Annotated in this window: 14 protein-coding genes and 1 riboswitch; of the genes, 11 read left to right on the top strand and 3 right to left on the bottom strand. The window is 34.1% G+C overall.

Annotated elements, in window-relative coordinates; genetic code table 11:
• The first annotated feature begins 400 nt into the window (after positions 1–400).
• From AC3CH7_RS03710 to AC3CH7_RS03675, 8 genes are all read left to right on the top strand, one after another.
• Positions 401–1894: a helix-turn-helix domain-containing protein gene (locus AC3CH7_RS03710; RefSeq protein WP_031417824.1), complete on the top strand. Its 1494-nt coding sequence runs from the start codon at positions 401–403 to the stop codon at positions 1892–1894.
• 363 nt (positions 1895–2257) lie between these two features.
• Entirely contained in the window at positions 2258–3967 is a 1710-nt protein-coding gene (locus AC3CH7_RS03705; protein ID WP_051563200.1) for a methyl-accepting chemotaxis protein, read from the top strand.
• Positions 3968–4442: 475 nt separating this feature from the next.
• Complete coding sequence (locus AC3CH7_RS03700; protein WP_236249615.1) at positions 4443–5237, top strand: nicotianamine synthase family protein; 795 nt, start codon at positions 4443–4445, stop codon at positions 5235–5237.
• A 23-nt stretch (positions 5238–5260) separates the two neighbouring features.
• Complete coding sequence (locus tag AC3CH7_RS03695) at positions 5261–6598, top strand: opine metallophore biosynthesis dehydrogenase (protein ID WP_488381583.1); 1338 nt, start codon at positions 5261–5263, stop codon at positions 6596–6598.
• Between the two features lie 419 nt (positions 6599–7017).
• The gene (locus AC3CH7_RS03690; protein WP_488381582.1) at positions 7018–7845 is read left to right on the top strand and encodes a helix-turn-helix transcriptional regulator; all 828 of its coding nucleotides are present in this window, start codon (positions 7018–7020) and stop codon (positions 7843–7845) included.
• 83 nt (positions 7846–7928) lie between these two features.
• Positions 7929–8909, top strand: coding sequence for an ABC transporter substrate-binding protein (locus tag AC3CH7_RS03685; protein ID WP_012293525.1), 981 nt, complete (start codon positions 7929–7931; stop codon positions 8907–8909).
• Between the two features lie 27 nt (positions 8910–8936).
• Positions 8937–9266, top strand: a complete 330-nt coding sequence (locus AC3CH7_RS03680; protein WP_488381581.1) for a cupin domain-containing protein — start codon at positions 8937–8939, stop codon at positions 9264–9266.
• A 246-nt stretch (positions 9267–9512) separates the two neighbouring features.
• Entirely contained in the window at positions 9513–9719 is a 207-nt protein-coding gene (locus AC3CH7_RS03675) for a TM2 domain-containing protein (protein WP_012293527.1), read from the top strand.
• Between the two features lie 222 nt (positions 9720–9941).
• Here the strand turns inward: AC3CH7_RS03675 and AC3CH7_RS03670 are convergent, their stop codons facing one another.
• From AC3CH7_RS03670 to AC3CH7_RS03660, 3 genes are all read right to left on the bottom strand, one after another.
• Positions 9942–10265, bottom strand: a complete 324-nt coding sequence (locus AC3CH7_RS03670) for a zinc-ribbon domain-containing protein (RefSeq protein ID WP_036161079.1) — start codon at positions 10263–10265, stop codon at positions 9942–9944.
• A 170-nt stretch (positions 10266–10435) separates the two neighbouring features.
• On the bottom strand, positions 10436–10717 hold the full coding sequence (locus tag AC3CH7_RS03665) for a zinc-ribbon domain-containing protein (protein WP_031417829.1): 282 nt from the start codon (positions 10715–10717) through the stop codon (positions 10436–10438).
• An 18-nt stretch (positions 10718–10735) separates the two neighbouring features.
• Positions 10736–11074 carry a DUF2085 domain-containing protein gene (locus AC3CH7_RS03660; RefSeq protein ID WP_063389796.1) on the bottom strand — a complete coding sequence of 113 codons (339 nt, stop codon included), beginning with the start codon at positions 11072–11074 and terminating at the stop codon, positions 10736–10738.
• 701 nt (positions 11075–11775) lie between these two features.
• On the opposite strand from AC3CH7_RS03660, the gene AC3CH7_RS03655 reads away from it, so the two are divergent.
• From AC3CH7_RS03655 to AC3CH7_RS03645, 3 genes are all read left to right on the top strand, one after another.
• Positions 11776–13641 carry an S-layer homology domain-containing protein gene (locus AC3CH7_RS03655; RefSeq protein WP_289449276.1) on the top strand — a complete coding sequence of 622 codons (1866 nt, stop codon included), beginning with the start codon at positions 11776–11778 and terminating at the stop codon, positions 13639–13641.
• Between the two features lie 79 nt (positions 13642–13720).
• Complete coding sequence (locus AC3CH7_RS03650) at positions 13721–17860, top strand: chitobiase/beta-hexosaminidase C-terminal domain-containing protein (RefSeq protein ID WP_488381580.1); 4140 nt, start codon at positions 13721–13723, stop codon at positions 17858–17860.
• A 466-nt stretch (positions 17861–18326) separates the two neighbouring features.
• Entirely contained in the window at positions 18327–19232 is a 906-nt protein-coding gene (locus AC3CH7_RS03645; protein ID WP_488381579.1) for an NAD(P)/FAD-dependent oxidoreductase, read from the top strand.
• A gap of 526 nt (positions 19233–19758) precedes the next feature.
• A riboswitch (cobalamin riboswitch) is annotated at positions 19759–19936 on the top strand.
• The last annotated feature ends 99 nt before the right edge of the window (positions 19937–20035 follow it).

The raw sequence follows: 20035 nt of genomic DNA, 5'->3' as shown, positions 1-20035 counted from the left end.
ATCCGAATATTTCTTATATTCGGATAATTTTGCGTTCATTGAAAACCCCTACCACGTAAGAGTTTCACGTATTTTCTCCCACTTTAACTGATTGTATCTACTTGGTGCTCCTGACAACAAAATGATTGACTGCCATAACAAAAGTGCTTCAATTACAAATAATTCTTTTTTCTTATATCTAATTATCAATTTGTGTATCATTTGAAACAAATATTGATTTTGAAGACATGTGAATAGATGTTATGGTAATGGTTAATTAATATAGGTATATTTAATTATTCCGAAAGAATTTAATAGCAATCTTTGCTCGCTTGGTTTTAAAAAAAGTGTAATAAACCATAATATTGTTACCGGTGTATCTATATTGGTAGAGAAATTCGTAAGAAATAGAGGTGAGAGTATGTATAATTTTTTAGATCGTTTCACTTTACAAAAGGTGCAACTGTTAGATCATATCCATAATGAAAAACGATTCTTTTCTAGTCAGGAGTTAGCTAAAAAAATGGATTTATCTGAAAGAACCATCTTAAAAATAGTGACAGAACTCTCAAGTGATTTAGAAAAATTTGATGAAGCTATTTTTTTAAACGAACTGAAACAAAAGCAATTTAAATTGGACTATAAAGATTATTTTTCGATTAAAACAATCGAAAGATTTTACCTGCAAAATTCGTTAGCATATAAAATTTTCAATGATATTTTTTATAATAAATTAGTCGATTTTAATATGTTTATTATAGAAAATTTTACAAGTCAAGCTTCTATATATCGTCAAATAAATAAAATTAAACCTTTATTAAATGAATTTCAATTAAAATATACGTCTCAAGATTTCATTACACTTGAAGGATCTGAAAAACAATTTCGTTACTTTTACTATTTGTTCTATTGGAATTCATGTTGGGGAGAAACTTGGCCTTTTTTAGGAATATCTAGAGAGGAAATAGTAGAAATTATTAAGGACTATAATCGAGAATTTCAAATTTCCGTATTATACTTGCTAGCGATTTGCTTAATACGGGCTAAAATGGGTTTTGTCATAGAAGATGACGTGGCATATACAAGATATACTGAACATCATTATCAATTTGAAAAATTTTCACAAACATTTAGTGTTTTATTTAAAAAATTCACAAACCTGAATGATGAAGCAATAGAGAAAGAGATAAAGTTTTCATTTTCATTTCTAGAATCTCAGCATCGTTATGAGAAAAGTGAAAGTTCCATAAGTTTAATGATGAATTTTGGTCAATACCATAATCAAGAATTATTTGTACAAGCTACTTTGTATTGGATGGAGAAATTTAGGAAGTTCTTTTCAATTACTTTAGATATAGAGGAATATGGAGTACTGTTTGTAAACTTACTGAACCTTCATTATCATACATTGAATTTTTCTGGTCCTGCATTTTTATTTAAAGAGGACCTTTATAAAAAGAGATTTGATTGTCATGCTACTATACAAATTGAAATTATGAATCAATTTTACGACTATCTTTTAGAGAATGAAGAATTTTATAAGGTTTTTGAACGAAGAGAGCTTTTAATTGGTAGATATCATAGATTACTAAAGCAATCAATCGATGTTCTTAAAAGAAGCACCATAAAAATAAAAATATACTCCTTGATCCATGATGTTCATTATTTATTCGATAAGGTCAAACGCGTCTTTACGCATGTTGATTATTGTACAAAAGATGAAGAAGCCGAATTGATCATTACTGATCGCCTATACTTAAATATTGCTAAAGACAAAGAAGATATTTTTGTATGGGATTCTATACCTGGGAGAGAGGATTTTTTCAGGCTAGGTACAAGACTTCAAAAAATTTACTTTACTAAAGAACAACAGCCAGACCAATTACTTTTAAAAACATTATTAAGTCAAGTATAAAGTGTGGGGATTTCATTGATTTTGAGACAAGAAAACTGAAACGAGAATTATTTGATTATTTTGAATACTATTCTTAAAAATAGTAGAAAAACATAATGGTTATACATCTGACTGCTTCATTTTTATGAGTGCATACCATCTTGCTTTAGACAAAGAATCATCATTGTACTACCTTTAACCATTTTCAAATGAAGGGGTTAAAATACATAGTCTTTTTGGTTACCTTTCTGTATAAAGTAGTTTGGGTACTTGGGAAACGAATCGGTGATAAAGTAAGACCAAACGTTTTTGTTATTAAGTGAATAACCGTTAATTCATACAAATTTTCGTTTGCTATATTTCCAATCGAAGGGGGTAATTATGATGTTACGCAATCTTTCTACAATGAAAAAATTATTAGTTTTAATGTTAATATCCATTTTTACAGTTGGTATTATTCAAGTCGTTGGATACAATACGATGAAATCTTTAAAAAATAATATAGAGGATATATTTAAGGACCGCTTAGAACCAGGTATAGTTTTGACTGATTATAGGCTAAATAACCGTATTATTTTAACATACATGTATCGTTCCTTCCATTACACTGATGAAAAAACGATTAATGAAATTCATGCTGGGGTAAAGAAGGCTTTTGAGGAAAATGAAATGAATCTTCAATTACTTAATGACACCAGCTTAAAGTCAGATGAAGCAGAAATAATAAATGAACTGATTGATGAATATCCAAGTTTTAAAGAAACTATGGAAAAAGTATTCGAATTAAGTCTTGCCAATAAGAATGAGGAAGCATTAAATCTCTATTATTCTATTGCTGAGCCTGAGTATAATAGGATTTTATCAAAAGGTCGAGAGTTAACACAATTAAATAGAGACTATGCAAGCTCTTTGTATAAGGAAAGTGTAGAAGAAGTAAATAAAAATACTAGGTATACATTGATCATTTCAACGGTATTAAGCATACTGTATGTTGTGTTCGGTTTTATTGGTGTCCGTACATATATAACAGCTCCAATAGATAAAATAAAAACTGCTGTCCAACGGGCAGAAGCGGGAGAATTAAATTTTAGTGTAGACTATGATTCTAAGGATGAAATTGGCGTATTATCTGCATCACTTAATCGTATGATTACTAAATTAAGAGATTTAATAGGTCAGGTGAAGCAATCGTCTGAACATATGGCAGCGTTTTCTAATGAACTCACGGCAAGTACGGAACAAACAAGTAAAGCCAGTGAGCATATTGCAACTGTTACGTTAGATATTGCAAGTGGAACAGAGCATCAAGTTCGAACACTAATAGAAACAGAAGATATTGTTACGCAAATGGCCCAAGATGTCCAAACAATCGAAAGTAATTCAACTAGCGTATCAGAGGCAGCTATTCATGCAGAACAAATTTCGGTGGATGGAAATGAAATTATTAAAAACGCTGTTCAGCAAATGAACAAAATCCAAACGTCTATTGATAGTCTAAATAATGTGATTTTTGGTTTAGGAGATCGCTCATCAGAGATTGGGCAAATTGTAGAAGTTATTACAAGTATTGCTGAACAGACGAATTTATTAGCATTAAATGCAGCTATAGAAGCGGCAAGAGCAGGGGAAAATGGTAAAGGATTTGCTGTGGTTTCAGAAGAAGTTCGAAAATTAGCTGAAGAATCCTCTTTGTCTGCACGGAGAATTTCTGTATTAATTGATGGGATTCAAACGGAAACGAATAGAGCGGTAGATTCAATGCAATTCACAACAAATGAAGTGGTTATAGGTATAAACTGTGTAAACACGGCAGGAGAATCCTTTAAGAAAATTCAACATGCTACCAAGGAAGTTTCGGCTCAAGTTCAGGGGATTTCTACTTCAGTAGAGCATATGGCGATAGAAATGAGACATATGACTGATTCTATGAAGCAGATCAACGGAATCGCTCAAAGTTCTGCGGAGGGAACACAAAATATTTCGGCAGCTACTGAGGAACAGCTAGCTTCCATGGAAGAAATTACTGCATCTACTTTTACACTTTCTAAAATGGCAGAAGAATTACAAAATAAAACAAATACGTTTAAAGTTTGACGTGGCAGATTTTTTAAGAAGTACATAAGAGGAATTGAAGTTATTCTACAAATATTTCAGTTAAAGGATAATCGAAGTTCTTAGGCAAGGATAAAAGGATTTGATAAACAGCTAAGTAAAAGGATACGCTTGATGTTACACTTACTCCCTATAACCAGCCAGGTACTCTAGACATTTGCACAAATGAATAACCAGAAGCTCCTATTATAGGTGAGCTTCTGGTTTTTTGTGTGAAATTATAGGAGTTAGATAGATTCCTTAGACGCCATCAATCTGGGCTATTCATAAGTAGGTGCTAGCCTGATGTCAATGCCTTTTCTATCGCTTAATAACATAGCTGGGATAACCTAATCTCGTTACTCCCTTCATTCTTTTTTGCTGAACGGTCAAATTCAGATTCTCAAGGATATGTTGCAATAGTTTTAGAAGGTATAGCATATATTGAACTTTAATTCTCAAAATAGGAGTGGGGCAAGTGAACGATATCGAGCTATTGTTAAAAAAATTAAAGTACTTTGATAAAAAATTTAAGTTCATGATTCAGCAAAACAAAGATCATCTTCTAATTAATTATGATGAGCTATGTGAATTAATGGATGATTATTCTTCTTTTATAATCAATCGTGATAATGAAAAACAATGGAAACATATCAAACAATCGATAGAGATACTATCATTAATCGACAATTTAAGAAATAATTCTGCTGTTTGTGTCCAAATCCTAGAGAAACATTGGGCGGTATTACTAAGTCATGATGAGAAAGAGATGACCGATTACTTTCGTAATATAGGAGCTTGTATTGGCAAGGAATTTGGAGGTTTTCAAGTTACCAGTCAATCGAAGTTACTTTTGATAGGTTCTGGGTCTTTTCCCATAACATTATTAATGGTTGCAGAACAAACAGGAGCAGACGTTTTTGGAATAGATATTGATGATGAGGCGATTCAGCTGAGCAAACATCTAGTAAATAAATTAGGAAGTCATTTATCCATTCAAATTGATAAGAAGACATTAGAGGAGCTAACAGTTATGCAGCAAATTAGTCATGTTATATTTAGTTCCACCGTAAGTAATAAATATGACATTTTAGACCAATTATATGATGTGACAAATAAAGATGTGCTGATTGCTATGCGTTATGGAAATGGACTAAAGTCTCTTTTTAACTACCCTAGGCAAAATGTAGACGAAAATAAATGGCATATAATAGAAGAAGTTATGCAACCTCAACATGTCTTTGATGTTGTTTTATATCAAAAGGTACAATGAATTTAATAGGTGAGGAGAAAGCTATGACTTATTTTAATCATGTATTACTGTTAGGAACAGGGCCTACAGTCATTCAATTAGCTGTGAATTTCAAAAATTTTTTCAAGAGTAAAATTGCTATTGCAGGTCGAGAATCTGTACGTTCCAATATTTTCTTTGAAGCAGTTGTTCAGCATCAGCTTGTACTTAAGGTGTCTGTACAAAATACACAACATCAGGCTGTTTCAGGAGTATGTAAGATTGATGCATGTTTTAAGGGGTATCATAAAATATCTGGAAAGTGGGATACTGTTGTCCTTTGTGTGACGACAGATTCTTATCTAGCTGTATTAGCACAAATTGATACAAAAGTATTGAAGGAGGTTAGTAGCTATATATTAATCTCACCTACATTTGGTTCTAGTCTTTTAATGGCTAATTTTCTAAAGAATCTTTGCCCTCATGCAGAGATCATTAGTTTTTCCACATATTATGGAGATACTAGATGGATAGGTGGAATTCCATCAAATGAAGTTTTGACAACAGGAGTGAAGAATACAATTTATATTGGCTCAACCTACTCAACGTCTTCTAGACTAGTTAGAATTACTGAATTATTTAAGGATTTGGGAATTCATTTGAAAAAATTAGCTTGTCCCCTTGAGGCAGAAACAAGGAATATTTCTTTGTACGTCCATCCCCCCTTATTTATGAATGATTTTGCGTTAAAAGCAGTATTTGAGGAGGATAACGTAACAAAATATGTGTATAAGCTTTATCCTGAGGGGCCTATTACTTATACTATGATTAGGCATTTACTAACCTATTGGGGAGAAATGATGAAAATTACAAACCACTTCAATATTCAACCTCTCAATTTATTAAAGTTTATGGTAGATGATAATTATCCATTGCAGCCAGCAAGTATAAATAGACAGGAAATCGAGAATTTTAATAAACTTGAATCTATACATCAAGAATATTTGCTCTATATTCGTTATGCTTCTTTATTAATTGATCCATTTTCTATACCAAACAAAGAAGGAAAATACTTTGATTTTTCGGCAATCCCTTTTAAAGGAATGTATAAAAATTTTGATGGAGAATGGGATATTCCTAGAATGCCAAAAGAGGACTATTTTCGTATGAAAATCATACAAGGGATTGCGAGTGCCCTGAAATTGGAAAGCCCAACGCTTGATCATTTTGTCCAAACCTACGAAAAAAAACTACAGCAAGTTGTGGCTACATCTAGGAATAAAATATTTTCTGATGCCTTCCAAATAAAATCCTATTCACAAGAAATCGAGATGATTTGTAAGGATTTAATTTTAAGTGAAAAACAAAAGACAGGGAAGAAAATATGTAACAGGATTAATTAGTTATTAAGTTTTCAATCAGTCGTATCATTAAGCTGGCTTTAGCGGTCGTATGAAAACTAAGAATTAGCGGACTCTTCAAAAGTCTGAAGTTATTGCTAAATAAATGCGTAGTGCAAGCCACCAATTAGTAGATGGGTGGTTCTATTTTAAATTGACAATGATAATCATTATCGATAAGGTGGAGATAGACGAGCATCGTCATCTCCACCTTTTCGCATGTTAGGCTAAATACGTTTGAATAATATTGCAGAATGGACTTCTGTAAAAAGATAGAGGAACAGACCTAAAATGTCTGTGTCTTTTAGCTACATCAGTAGCTTATTGAAGGGTATACGCTGTTTATGGTCAAAAGTTATTCAAGATGTATAGCTAGAATTTTACGATTACTGGTAAACAATTTTTGAAATGAGGTATGCAATTTGAACATCGATGTAAATCAGTTAGCAGCATATTTAGCACATATTCCATTTCAAGTAGAAGGAATATATCGATATGCTAGTAATTCAGGTGTGCCATACGCTGACTATACAGATGCTTTTCCTGGATTTGTTTTTCCACTTAATGGAAAAATACAATTTCATTTCAATGGCACACCTTATATCTTTTCTCCAGGAAAAATTGTGCATGGCGGTGCAAAAATGAAACTGGATCAAAAGAATTTTGATAATACGAATTGGGAATATATCCTTGTTCTCTATCGCATATGTAACTCAGAACCGCAGGAGGCAGGCTTTTCTCATCAACATTTTGAATTATCAACTGGACAATCTCCTCGTCTTATCGAATTAGTTATGCGTCTTTGGCATGTGTATAATCAGCGCGGAGGCATTTCTAGGTTTCAGACTGAAATGCTATTTCGTGATGTATTGAATGAGGCTTTATTATGTGTGGTTAATCGGCAAAATAGCTGTCAATCACATATTTTATTTGAGCAGGTATCTTCCTATATTCATGAACACTATTATCAAAGCCTTACAATTCCCTTGCTTGCAGAACAATATAACGTGAATCGAAATCGGCTATCTTATGTATTTAGAAAACATGCAGGGATGGGACCAGCAGAATATTTATTGAAATACCGTATAAACATGGCACAAGAAATGCTCTTTAAAAGTGATGCTCCTGTACAACAAATTGCGCAGGCTGTTGGAATGGATGACCCCTTTTATTTTAGTAGAGTGTTTAAGAAACAATTTGGTATACCTCCTAAAGAGTTTCGTGAGAAGTTCATTAATAATCCATGCTAGTTTCAACAAGCATCCATTCAAATCTATCAATGCCTTTACTATACTAATGGCATATCAAAGATCATATGTTGGAGGAATTTAGGATGCAAAAGATGAAAGGATTGTGTTTCTCAATACTTTTATTAGCTGGAATACTAGGAGGCTGTAATGAAACACCAACTGAAAATAAAGGAATATCTACAAAAGAGACATCTACTTCAGCGATTCAGCAGGATACTACTGATTGGCCAAGAACCATTAAGGATGCCTTAGGTAAAGAAATAGTTATCGAGAAGAAACCTGAAAAAATAGCGTCGCTTTGGTATTTTTACCCAGAAATATTAGTTGCACTGGGTGAGCCGCCTACAGCTTCTACAGATAAAGAGTATCTATCTTCTTTAGCCTATTTAAATGGAAAACTAGATTCAACCGAAGAATTAGGAGATAAATTGTCTCCTAGTATTGAAAAAACTCTATCGACCGAGCCTGATTTTATTTTAGCAACAGAACATCATGAAAAACTGTATGAATCACTTGAAAAAATAGCGCCAGTCATTACTTTAAAATACCAGGATATTTATGAAGATTGGCAATATGGTCTCCGTACAGTAGCCGAGATTATTGGCAAAGAGGACGAAGCTGAAAAAGTAATTGAAAAAATGATGCAAGCAATTACAACTGGGCGTGAAGATTTAAAATCGATTGAAGGAGAATCAGTAGCACTTATAGTGTCATGGGATGGAAAAACTTTTAATGTTTTGGGTGAAGATAACCCTGTTTATACACTTGCGTTTGATAAAGAAAAGGGGTTGGGACTTACACCAGATATCACATTTAATGGTAAGAGCAATCAGTTTTCTGCGTTCGAAGGAATTTCAACTATTCAAGCAGACCATATTTTCCTTATAGGGGATATAACCAAAAAAGAAACATTACTGAGTGAGTTAAATGAAAATAATGTTTGGAATAATATGAACGCGGTAAAGAAAGGAAATATTCATTTGATGGATACATCTGCTATTACTGGTGGCCCACTAGCTATGGAATACGCTTTGCAAAATATAACAAAAGCTCTAAAAAATTAAGTAGAACAAATAAAGGGAGAGAAGTATATGTATTATCAAGCTATTAATCTGAATGAGAGTGCAGCTCAAATAAATGAATTATGGGCACCAAAAGTTATTGGTGAAATACACGATTTCCAATTCAAGCTGGTTAAGATTGATGGAGATTTTATATGGCATGAGCATCAAGGAGCGGATAAAGTATTTATTGTCCTCCAAGGAGAGCTATTTATCGCTTTTCGCGATGGCCAGGTGAAAATTTCACAAGGGGAGATGGTTATAATTCCAGGTGGCCCTGCGCATAAGCCTTTTGCCGAAAAAGAATGCCATATTATGCTAGTGGAGCCTAAAGGCATAATAAATACTGATAGTAAATAAAATAACAAAAATTCTAGAGCTGCATAGTCAGCTCTTTTTTATTGAACAAACGAGGCAAGCTAGAGATGGAGATAAGTGTGTTAATAACAATATATCGACCTTCAGAAGAACTATTTTATAGGAGTAAAGTATCAAAAAAATAGAATGAATTTCGAGGAAAAAAATGTTGAAAAATACTTAAATTGTAATATACTTATTTGGTAGGGTCTCATACTATAGTATTTATAAATTTATTGGAGGTATTTTATGTCAGACAGAAGTTTCGTAGCAACATTATTACTTTGTTTCTTTTTAGGAAGTCTAGGTGTTCACCGTTTTTATGCTGGTAAAATCGGTACAGGAATTTTAATGTTTTTAACATTAGGTGGATTGGGTATTTGGACAATTATTGATTTAATTATGATAATCGTTGGTAAATTTACTGATAAGGACGGCAACATTATTAAATCGTAATAGAACATAATTAGTAAATTATTGAAATATAAAAACGATGGGCTTGTACATAGATTATTTTCAGCTTGTTGATTTTATTTATAGTAATGCGATAAAAGAAGGGAGACTTTTCTAAATGTCTACCCTTCTTATTTATTTAGTGGTTAACTAATTGAGCGGATCTTATTGTTTAAGTACTTTAAGCTAACAGTATACTGCAGCTACATTAAAATAATCACTTTTTTAGTAATAATAGCTATCATTCATCATCTCTACTACAACGCCTATTACAAATGAAATAATCGTGATAATGATTGATATAGCTATACCAAACAAAGCATATATTAAAGCTGATTTTGCTGCTTTAGGTTGTGTATCTTTCCATACAAAATAGATAATAATTCCAAGTATAGGGAAACAGCATAAACTGAGTACATTAATCCAAATGTTTGGTGTATCATTTTTTGCCGCAGTTACTTGACCGCTAAATTTTAATATGTTAACGCCACAGTGTAGACAAATTTCGGCATTCTCGTTAACGCTAGAACCACAATTGGGACAATACATATTAAAGACCTCCTGCATCTTAGAAAATGCCCATTTACCAACTTTTTTCTGCTGTTCAGCTAATTAGTATAGTATCGATAACGGTTGAACGTACATCCCTTATAGAGCATATTTAGCTAAAAAAGATTATGTTCACTACAATAAATACCTTACATATGTAATCACTCGATTTAGGAACTAAATAATCCTATAAGGAGCATGGCAATATAGAATAATATGATAAGTCCTAAGTTAATAAAGAAGAAAGTTAAAGCAGATTTAGCCGCAATTGGTTTTTCGTCTTTCCAAACAAAGAACAACACTAATCCAACAAGTGGCACACAGCAAAGTGTAAGTATGTTAACGGCCCAGTTGGGTTTGTCTTCACCACTTGCATTTTTTACGCGGACTCCACAGTGGATACAAATTTCTGCGTGCTCCGAAATTTGTTCGCCGCAATTTTTACAATACATAATAGGTCCTCCAGTATTTTATAGATTTCTTCCAACATATTGGCCAAGTAAAAAAAATTGGTAACCAATAGTATAGAAAAGATAAATAATGCCGATTCCACCAGGTAATCCAGTGAGGAACCGCCTATTATTATTACTTGTCCATTTACCAAATAATTGTCCTATACCATCGATAGCCATTGGTAAAATTAATAAGGCTATAATCCATAAATCAAATCTTCCTAAAAGTATGACTAATAGTATGGATAAGAGATAGCCTACTGCCATACCAGTACACCTTGCACATAGTGGGAATTTTTTCCCATTATAATGAAATGACCGGTCTGGTCTTTGATGGCAAAAGAAAACAACCTTCAAAAGAAAATTAATACTATTTTCCAAAACTGTAACTCCTTTATTATTCTAGCGTATAGTATATAACATAAATAGAATTTATGGAATATACTACATAATTTAGTTTTAAATATATAATTTTTTAAATATTGATTGAATGAGAAATTAGTTGTTCGGAAAGATAGTTCAAAAGAGCGTTTGACAGAGGATAATAAAGTTTTTTTTGAGCTATTAAGAAGTCGACAGCTTCGGCAAAGATATATAGGCCATCTTTATATTATGGGGGGTCAATAGTAATAAATAAGTGCGGTTTCCAAAGCTGATTGAGTAGTTGAAACTCATCAGCTTTTTTCAGTTAAAGTGATTATCGCAGTGTGAAAAAGGTTGAGGAGAAAGGGGCAAATGTTTCAATTTCTTTAAAAGTGATAGAGCGTTTACCTTGTCTCTGGCTTATATAAGCGGAAAAATTTAATGTAACGGCAGGGGAAAAAGACAAAGAGCTGATATTACTACTCTTATTCATATTGTTAAAGTTTAATATAGATTATTTTACATAGTATTTAGAATATTAATAATAAATTAGAATGTTTTTATTATTTTTCTGTTAAAATTACTATGTTAACCAATATTTTGGTAGTGTTTATTTTGACAATTACCTTGAATTCATTCATTGGATTAAACAATACCCTTATTAAATAGGAAAATGGGGAGGTATTACTCTAAGTATGAGTAAATGGAGGAAATCGAAGTATTTAAAAGCAATAACAGCAATGGCATTAACGGCTTCAACAGTAGTGGTGGTAGCACCGATTGCATCAGAAGCAAGTAGCTTTAAGGATGTCCATCGAACGCATCCATTTTATGACGACATTAAGCATTTACATGATCGTGGCATGATTAATGGGTTCCAAGATGGCACATTTAAACCTGAACAAAACGTAACACGTGGACAAGCTGCTAAAATTATTGCAAGTGTTTTAGGACTAGACACATCCAATGTTAGCAATCCCAATTTTAAAGATATTTCTACTACTCAGCCATATTTTGGAGCTATTGCGGCTTTAAAGCAAGAGGGGATTATTGATGGGTATGAAGATGGAACATTTCGTCAGGGTGATTATATTCAACGTAACCATGTAGCAAAGATTTTAGCGAACGCGTTTCATTTAAAAGCTTCGAATACAAATTCATTACCATTCACGGATGTGCGTGCTGAGTACAAAGAAGCGATTGCTGCTTTATATGAAAACAACGTAACGAATGGCAAGACAGCTACATTATTTGATGGTTCTTCAAATGTAACACGAGGGCAAATGGCTGCATTTATTAATCGTTCAGAAGCGGTTGGTCCTTCGATTTCTCACCCCTCTCAAAGTGTAACGTTTAAAGTTGAAGACTATACAGCGAATGAAATGACTATTAATGGTAAGACCTATCTTTTTAATGATTCAGTAAAGTCAATTTTTACCACTGAAAACAGAACCGCACTATTGGAGGCTGAAATTACAGCAACAATTAAAAATGGTGTGATGACAAAAGTAAATAATGTTGTTTTAAATAATGCAGGTTCAGTAGAGAAGGGAGTTGTATTCAATACAAATGCAACGCTTGATTCCATAACAATTAACGCAGATGGTGTGACAGTTAAAAATATATCGGTTACAGGAAAAGCGACTATTACCCCAACTGTTAAAACAAAAGTGGAATTTGATGGAGCCACAGTTACTGACGGAATTTTAGTAGATACCATGGATGGAGCTAATGCTTCTTTAGAAAATAAAATTGCAAATCAAAGTACACCTGTATTGAAAATTAAAAATTCGCATACTGGAAAAGTACATGTCAAACGAAATAATATTTCGATTGTGTCGAACACAGTCATTCCTGAAATTATTATGACAGCTGCTATATCCGCTATCAATATTGATGGAGCAGCAAATAAGGTAACAATAGATTCTACGGCAAAACTGAATATGACTGGAAATGTAAAGTTTGAACGACTTTTGCTTTCCACGCCCGCGGAATTAGCGTTAAATGCTGCTGGTGTAGTTAATTATTTAACGATTCTAAACCCTGATGCAAGAGTTTCAATCGGTTCAGATTTACTAATAAATAACTTATCGATCCCAACAGGTTCATCTGTAACAAAGATTATTACGAATTATGCCTCGGTGGCTAGCAAAATTAAGGCAATTATTGGAGGTTCTTCGCCGAGTACTGGGGCACCAAACACAGGTGGAGGAAATGTGGCCCCTGATCCAGTTATTCCCCCAGAAAAAGTGAATGAATTTAATGTTAAGAATGCTGAGGAATTAAAACAAGCATTAAAAAAAGCTAAAGCAGGAGACGTAATTAAATTAATAGCTCCAGTGTCTTCAGATGTAACATTAACAGATTTAGTCATGATTGATTTGAATGGTCATACCTTGATGGGGAATGTAACGATAACAGCTCCAACAGCTAAAGGGAGATATTCTTTAATGCCAACTGGTAGTACTGGTATTATTGCAGGTGATTTAATCATTGATGCACCAAATGTTAACATCAGTTTAGATGGGTTATCTGTTGAAGGAAACACAGTAATTGAGTAATTGACTAATAACTTTTCTGTAAATTCCTTTGCAAGATAGAGAAAAGGTTAAAAGATAAAAAATCTAAGGAGCTAAATGAATGAAGAAATATGAATTTAATGTCGTTTCCAAAATAGCGTTATCATTTTTACTTGTAATTTCTATGATTTTGCCCTACCTAACAGTTGTAAAGGCGGAAACGACAGAAGCTATTGGAGTGGGGGAAGCTGTCAACCAATTTGATCCCAATTCAGCTAGGAATAATGTTACTGTGGAAGGATATATAGTTGGGTTTGTTAAAGGTGAAACTTCGTATTCAGTGATAGCAGATAGCGACACAAATCTGGCTATTGCCGACACACCTGGTGAAACAGATGTCACGAAAATGCTGTATATTCAATTACCAACCTCCCCAAGCTCATATAGAGCCAACTTTGGTTTAAAAACAAACCCAAGTAATCTTGGGAAAAAAATTAAAATAACAGGGACACTAGATAAATATTTTGGTAGTCATGCAGGGCTAAAATCACCCACTTCAATTGAGTTCGTTGGAAGTGAACCAACAGAACCGACTAATCCTTCTGTCACAGAAGGGACAATTGCCGAAGCTCGTGCAGCTGTTGGAACAGACCGTATAGTTCAGATCCAAGGGACCGTTACAGCAACACCTGGTAGCTGGGGTGGCAAGGCCTTCTATGTACAGGATGAGTCTGCAGGGGTATATGTTTTCTCTAATTCAACTGAAGCAGGGAGCTTAGCTGTTGGAGATATTGTCAAAATCACAGGGAAAACGAGTTTATTTAGTGGAGAAGTTCAATTTAATTCGCCAACAATTGAACGCATTTCTTCAGGGACAGCACCAGCACCACAAATAGTTAATCTACCCATTGATGACAGTATACAAGGTAAGTTAATTACACTGGAAAATGTGAAGATTAAAGATTTAGCGTCATCTGGTACGTATGGAACATTTGAGTTTAAAGCAGCTGATGCAGAAAATAACGAGCTTTTAATTCGCCATGATAACCGTACGGGCTATCAGTTCTCTCAATTTGAAGCAGGTGGGTTCAATAACAATGATGTGATTACAGTGACAGGGATTGCTTCCATTTTTAACGGGGCATATCAGTTAAAAACGTTAAGCGCGGAAAGCTTTCAATTAGTATTAAATTATGAGCCTACAGAAGTAACGAATGTGAAAGCTTTTCCAGCAACGGGTGAAGTTTTTGCAGGTACAAAGGTAACATTGTCTACAGATACACCAAATGCAACAATCTATTACACGTTAGATGGTTCCGAACCGTCAACAGCTAGTGAGGTTTATAATACAGCAGCGGGCATTGTTGTAAATGAAGCAATGACGATTAAAGCATTTGCTACAGCAACGGGCTTAAACGATAGTGGAATGACGACCTTTAATTTTACAATTAAAGATGCACCAACCCATATTTCGATTACGGAAGCACGTAATAAAGAAATAGGACAAGTGGTAACCGTATCAGGTATTGTAACAGCAAAATTAGAAACAGCGACTGCTCACATTCAAGATGAAGACGGCGCGGCGATAGCTATTTATCCTGTAGATAGTCTTACTGCAAAAGTCGGTGATCGGGTGTTGGTGCAAGGTAAAGTAGATGAATATAGTGGACTAAAGCAATTAACGAATATTTCGCTTGTTGGCATGCCTGTTCCTTCTACAATACCAGAGGCACATATTATTAAAAGTATTGAGGTTGGAGAAGACAATGAATCGAAATTAGTAACCATTAAAAATGTTGCTATTACTGGTTCAGGTCAAAACTTTACCGGAACTGATGATGCAGGCACATTTGCTATTTATGATAAAACAAGAGACTCTGGTTTAGTAAGTGGAAAAACGTATGGGGAAATTACAGGCATTGTTGGTCAATATACAAACCATCAACTCCTCCCGCTTCGCATTATTGAAGATGTAACAAAGGTTCAGGATATCAAAGCTTCTCACGTTGGTGGAATAACAGCTGGTACGAAGGTTACGCTTTCTACCATGACAGAAGGTGCAACGATCTATTACACATTGGACGGCTCTGCACCAACAACAGCTAGTACAAAGTATACAGGGGAAATTATTGTTAATCAGCCATTGACGATTAAAGCGATTGCAGTGAAAGAAGGTTTAACGAATAGTGCGATTGCTACATTTGTTTATGAGATGATTGATACTAACAATGCCACAATTAGCGATATTCAAGGGGCAAGCCACCTATCACCATATGTCAATTTAGCAGTAAATGATGTAGAAGGAATTGTAACATTCGTTATTAATTCAAGTAGCTTCATTATGCAAGAAGGCGAGACAGCATTCGATGGCGTAAAATCGACAGCGATCAAGGTAAGTAAGTCGGCACATAATGTAGTAGTAGGGGACGTTATTAAAGTATCAGGAAATGTAACTGAAGCGGGTGGCAACTCTCGATTAAGAGATACGCAAATTTCAGCAACCAATATTACAAAAACAGGTAAAGCAGTAATTCCAGAGCCTCTTGTGATAGGAGAGGATCTATTCCCGCCAAATAAAATTATTGATAATGATGGCTTGGCAATTTTTGATCCACAAGAAGATGGCATCGATTTTTGGGAATCCATTGAGTATATGCGAGTATCGTTCCCAGAGGCGAGAGTGATTGGACCGATGTATAATAATGATTCACCAATTGTTGTACCAAGCACAACAAATAATACATTTAATGTGAATGGCGGTTTAAATATTGCAGCCGATGATTATAATCCGGAAAAAATTATGCTTGAAGGAGTAGCTGGAAAAAATTATGATTCAGGGGATCGCTTTAATGAACCGCTTATCGGATTTGTAGAAAACTTTACAGATGGCTATCGACTGAACACGAATAATGTTTTTCCTAATGTAACAAAGGCACATCTTCAACAAGAAGTGACGCATCTTCAACCAGTAGCGGACAAATTAAATGTCGCTTCTTATAATATCGAAAACTTTTCGAATAATCCTGCCAATACATCTAACGAAAAAGTAGACAGAATTGCAGCGACATTTGTAAATAATATGAAGTCACCAGATATTATTACATTAGTCGAAGTTCAAGATAACGATGGTCAAATTGATTCAGGAAATGCAGATGCATCTGAAAGCTACATGCGATTAATTCATGCGATAAAAGCTGCGGGTGGTCCTGCTTATGATTGGATTGATGTCATGCCAATTAACAATACAGTAGGCGGTGCACCAGGCGGTAATATTCGTGTTGGCTATCTATATAATCCGACACGTGTTTCATTAGTGTCAGGTATAAAAGGGTTAGGCAACCAAGCGAATACATGGACAGCAGATGGAAGCCTTGCTTTAAATCCTGGCTTTGTTGATCCATCAAAATTTGTAGATACACGAAAACCAATTGCAGCGGAATTTGAATTCCAAGATGAACGTGTAGTTATTATCGGAGCTCACTTAAATTCTAAAGGTGGGGATGGTTCACTTTGGGGACCAACACAGCCACCAGTTTTAGAATCAGTTAAGAAACGTATTCAACTTGCTCAGGCCATCAATGATTTTATCGATGAAGGACTTGCCATAAATCCGAATTTAAATTTCATAGTGGCAGGGGACATGAATGACTTTGAGTTCACACCAGCACTTGAAACATTGAAAGGAGATGTTTTAACGAATATGATAGATAAAGCCCCAGAGCAAGATCGTTTTACGTACTTCTTCCAAGGGAACAATCAAGTGTTGGATCATATTTTAGTTTCGAATCATCTTGCGGATGTTACGGAAATTGACCTAATTCATATGAATGCGAACTTTACAGAGGCACAAGGCAGAGCATCGGATCATGACCCTGTATTAGTTCAAATTGATTTGCAAGCAGGAAAAGAAGAAATACCAACACCAATAGTACCTGAAAATGTATATAGCTTTAATCACTACAAGACTGGTAAATTAATAGTGAATCGTCCAAGCATTTCATTAACGTTAGGGGAAAATACCATTATTAAAAATGGCATTGCAGTATTTAGTCAATATGCCGAATTCCATGGCGAAGGATTTGCAAACAAAACTGTAGTGATCAGTCCTAAAAAAGGAAATGCGATTATTGACTTTAAAGGTACGAAAATTGGTTCCATTATTATTGAAGGAAAAAATGTAAAAGAAATCCGTAATTTACCTGCTGGATCGACCATAACGTATACAAAAGGGGCATCGGCAGAGGAAATTGAATTTAAGTAATGATACTTGCAGGAACAATGTAAAGCATATGCTAATCATACTTTATTTTGATAATTAAACAGTACGGACAGTATTCATGAAGTACAGTAAAAAAATTAGCCATTCCAAACTTTTGGAGTGGCTTTTACTTTTACCTCATTCATAACTAGCCTATAGTAGATTCATTTCTGTGGACAAGAATTCTTTCAACGGCAGATATTTGATGGTCCTATGTATTTTAAATATGAAAACGAAAAAATTGACGAAAAAAAACTAAATAGATATTATAGATATATTAAGTCTTTAATAGGGCGGTAAGACCCGACAAACTAAAAGTTATTTTATGCTACGTAATCTTTAATGAGGTAGTTAAACATTAAGGGGTTAATGACTCATAATTGAAAAGGTATATAACTTTTGCGGTGTCTTTTGCCTTAATTACAGATATTAAAGGTCTATAATATATTTTGATGTGGAGGAAAAAAGGATGAATAAATACGATTGTGTAATTATAGGTGGTGGCCCTGCTGGTTTAAGTGCTGCCTTAACATTGGGAAGGGCGCGCAGAAAGATTGCTATATTTGATAATGGAACTAATCGAAATCGTGTAACTCAAGAGTCGCATGGTTTTTTAACAAGAGATGGGATAAAGCCACAAGAATTTAAGAATATAGCTAGTAAGGAAATAAAATCTTACCCATCTATATCTATGTTAGATCAAACAATTATCGAGATAACTAAAGATGATAAAAGCGGTTTATTTTTTGTCAAAACTTCGGAAAATAAATCATATATGTCTGCAAAAGTATTGTTAGCTACTGGAATACAAGAGGAGTTTCCCCTCCCGCAAATCAGACAATATTATGGAAAAAGCTTGTTTAGCTGTCCTTATTGCGATGGTTGGGAGCTGAGAGACAAGCCATTGGCTATCATAGCAGAAAAAGAGGAGCATATTAAACATATGACCAAATTGGTTTTTAATTGGTCACAGGATTTAATCGTTTTTACGAATGGTCATCAACTTTCCGATAACGTTCAAAGTGAATTTGAACGTAAAAAAATTAAACTGTATACAGAATGTGTAAAAAACTTGCATGGGGAAGATAGTAACTTAATTAGTATTGAATTAGAAACAGGTGAACATATTTTAAGAAGTGGTGGATTTGTCGTACCTAATTTTTATCGTCCAAATAAATTTGCTAAACAGCTAAATTGCCAAGTTGATGAAAATGGGATAATTATTACTGATGGTGCTGGACGAACAACAGCGGCTGGAATATATGTTGCAGGTGAAACGGTAAAGGGGGGTGCCTCTTCTTTAATGATCGCTGCTGCGGAAGGTTTTAAGACAGCCTCTAGTATAAATTTGGATATCACAATAGATAGGTTTTAAGTAAAAGGTTAGCTGATGAGTATAGAAAATTCATCAGCTATTTTTGTAAATAAAGGATAAAGTTAATATACCTAGTTGAGCGGACAGAGAAAGAACTTGGATATGTTATACTATGAATACAGAATAACTGGCTAAAGGTACCTGATTATTATGAATAGTTGCAAAGGGACAAGTACAACGAAAAATCTGCAAAGATAGGATATATTGAGTATGATGAATGATTTACATCTTTCTCAAAGTGGGTTGACGATTATGTAGTTTTAGTCATAATTGCATCTTTACTATTATGGAAAGATGCCTTTTTTATGAATAAAATTTCAATTGGGCCTCCGTTATTAGGTAAATAAATGATCAGCATGTATCTTCCTATTTTTTTTATAGTTATATTTTTATATGATTATGTTTTAGCTCTTTCGTTTAAGGTTATGTGAGAAAATATGAATAGTCTCAAATTGATGAACTTTTATTTCGCGATTTACTTTTTATATAAAGGATGGTACACTTAAAACTATTGAAAAACAATATATTGTGTTCGTTTTGTATAGGTACTACTATATGTAGTTTAATAGGGAAGTTCGGTACTATTCCGACGCTGTCCCCGCAACTGTAAAGCTGACGATGATTGTAACCACTGTGCATTCGCATGGGAAGGAAATCAGAGATTGAAGCAAAGCCAGGAGACCTGCCTTTATAAAACAAATTTATCATTTCTTCGGGGATTAAGAGATGGGAACGTCAGTATTTTTAGTATGTTAACGTTTCCATGTAAGCTATCTCTTTAGAAGAGGTAGCTTTTTTATTTT

Source organism: Lysinibacillus sp. F12, assembly GCF_057773605.1.
Note: the sequence above shows the minus strand (reverse complement) of the source record. Positions and strands in the feature narration are given on the sequence as shown.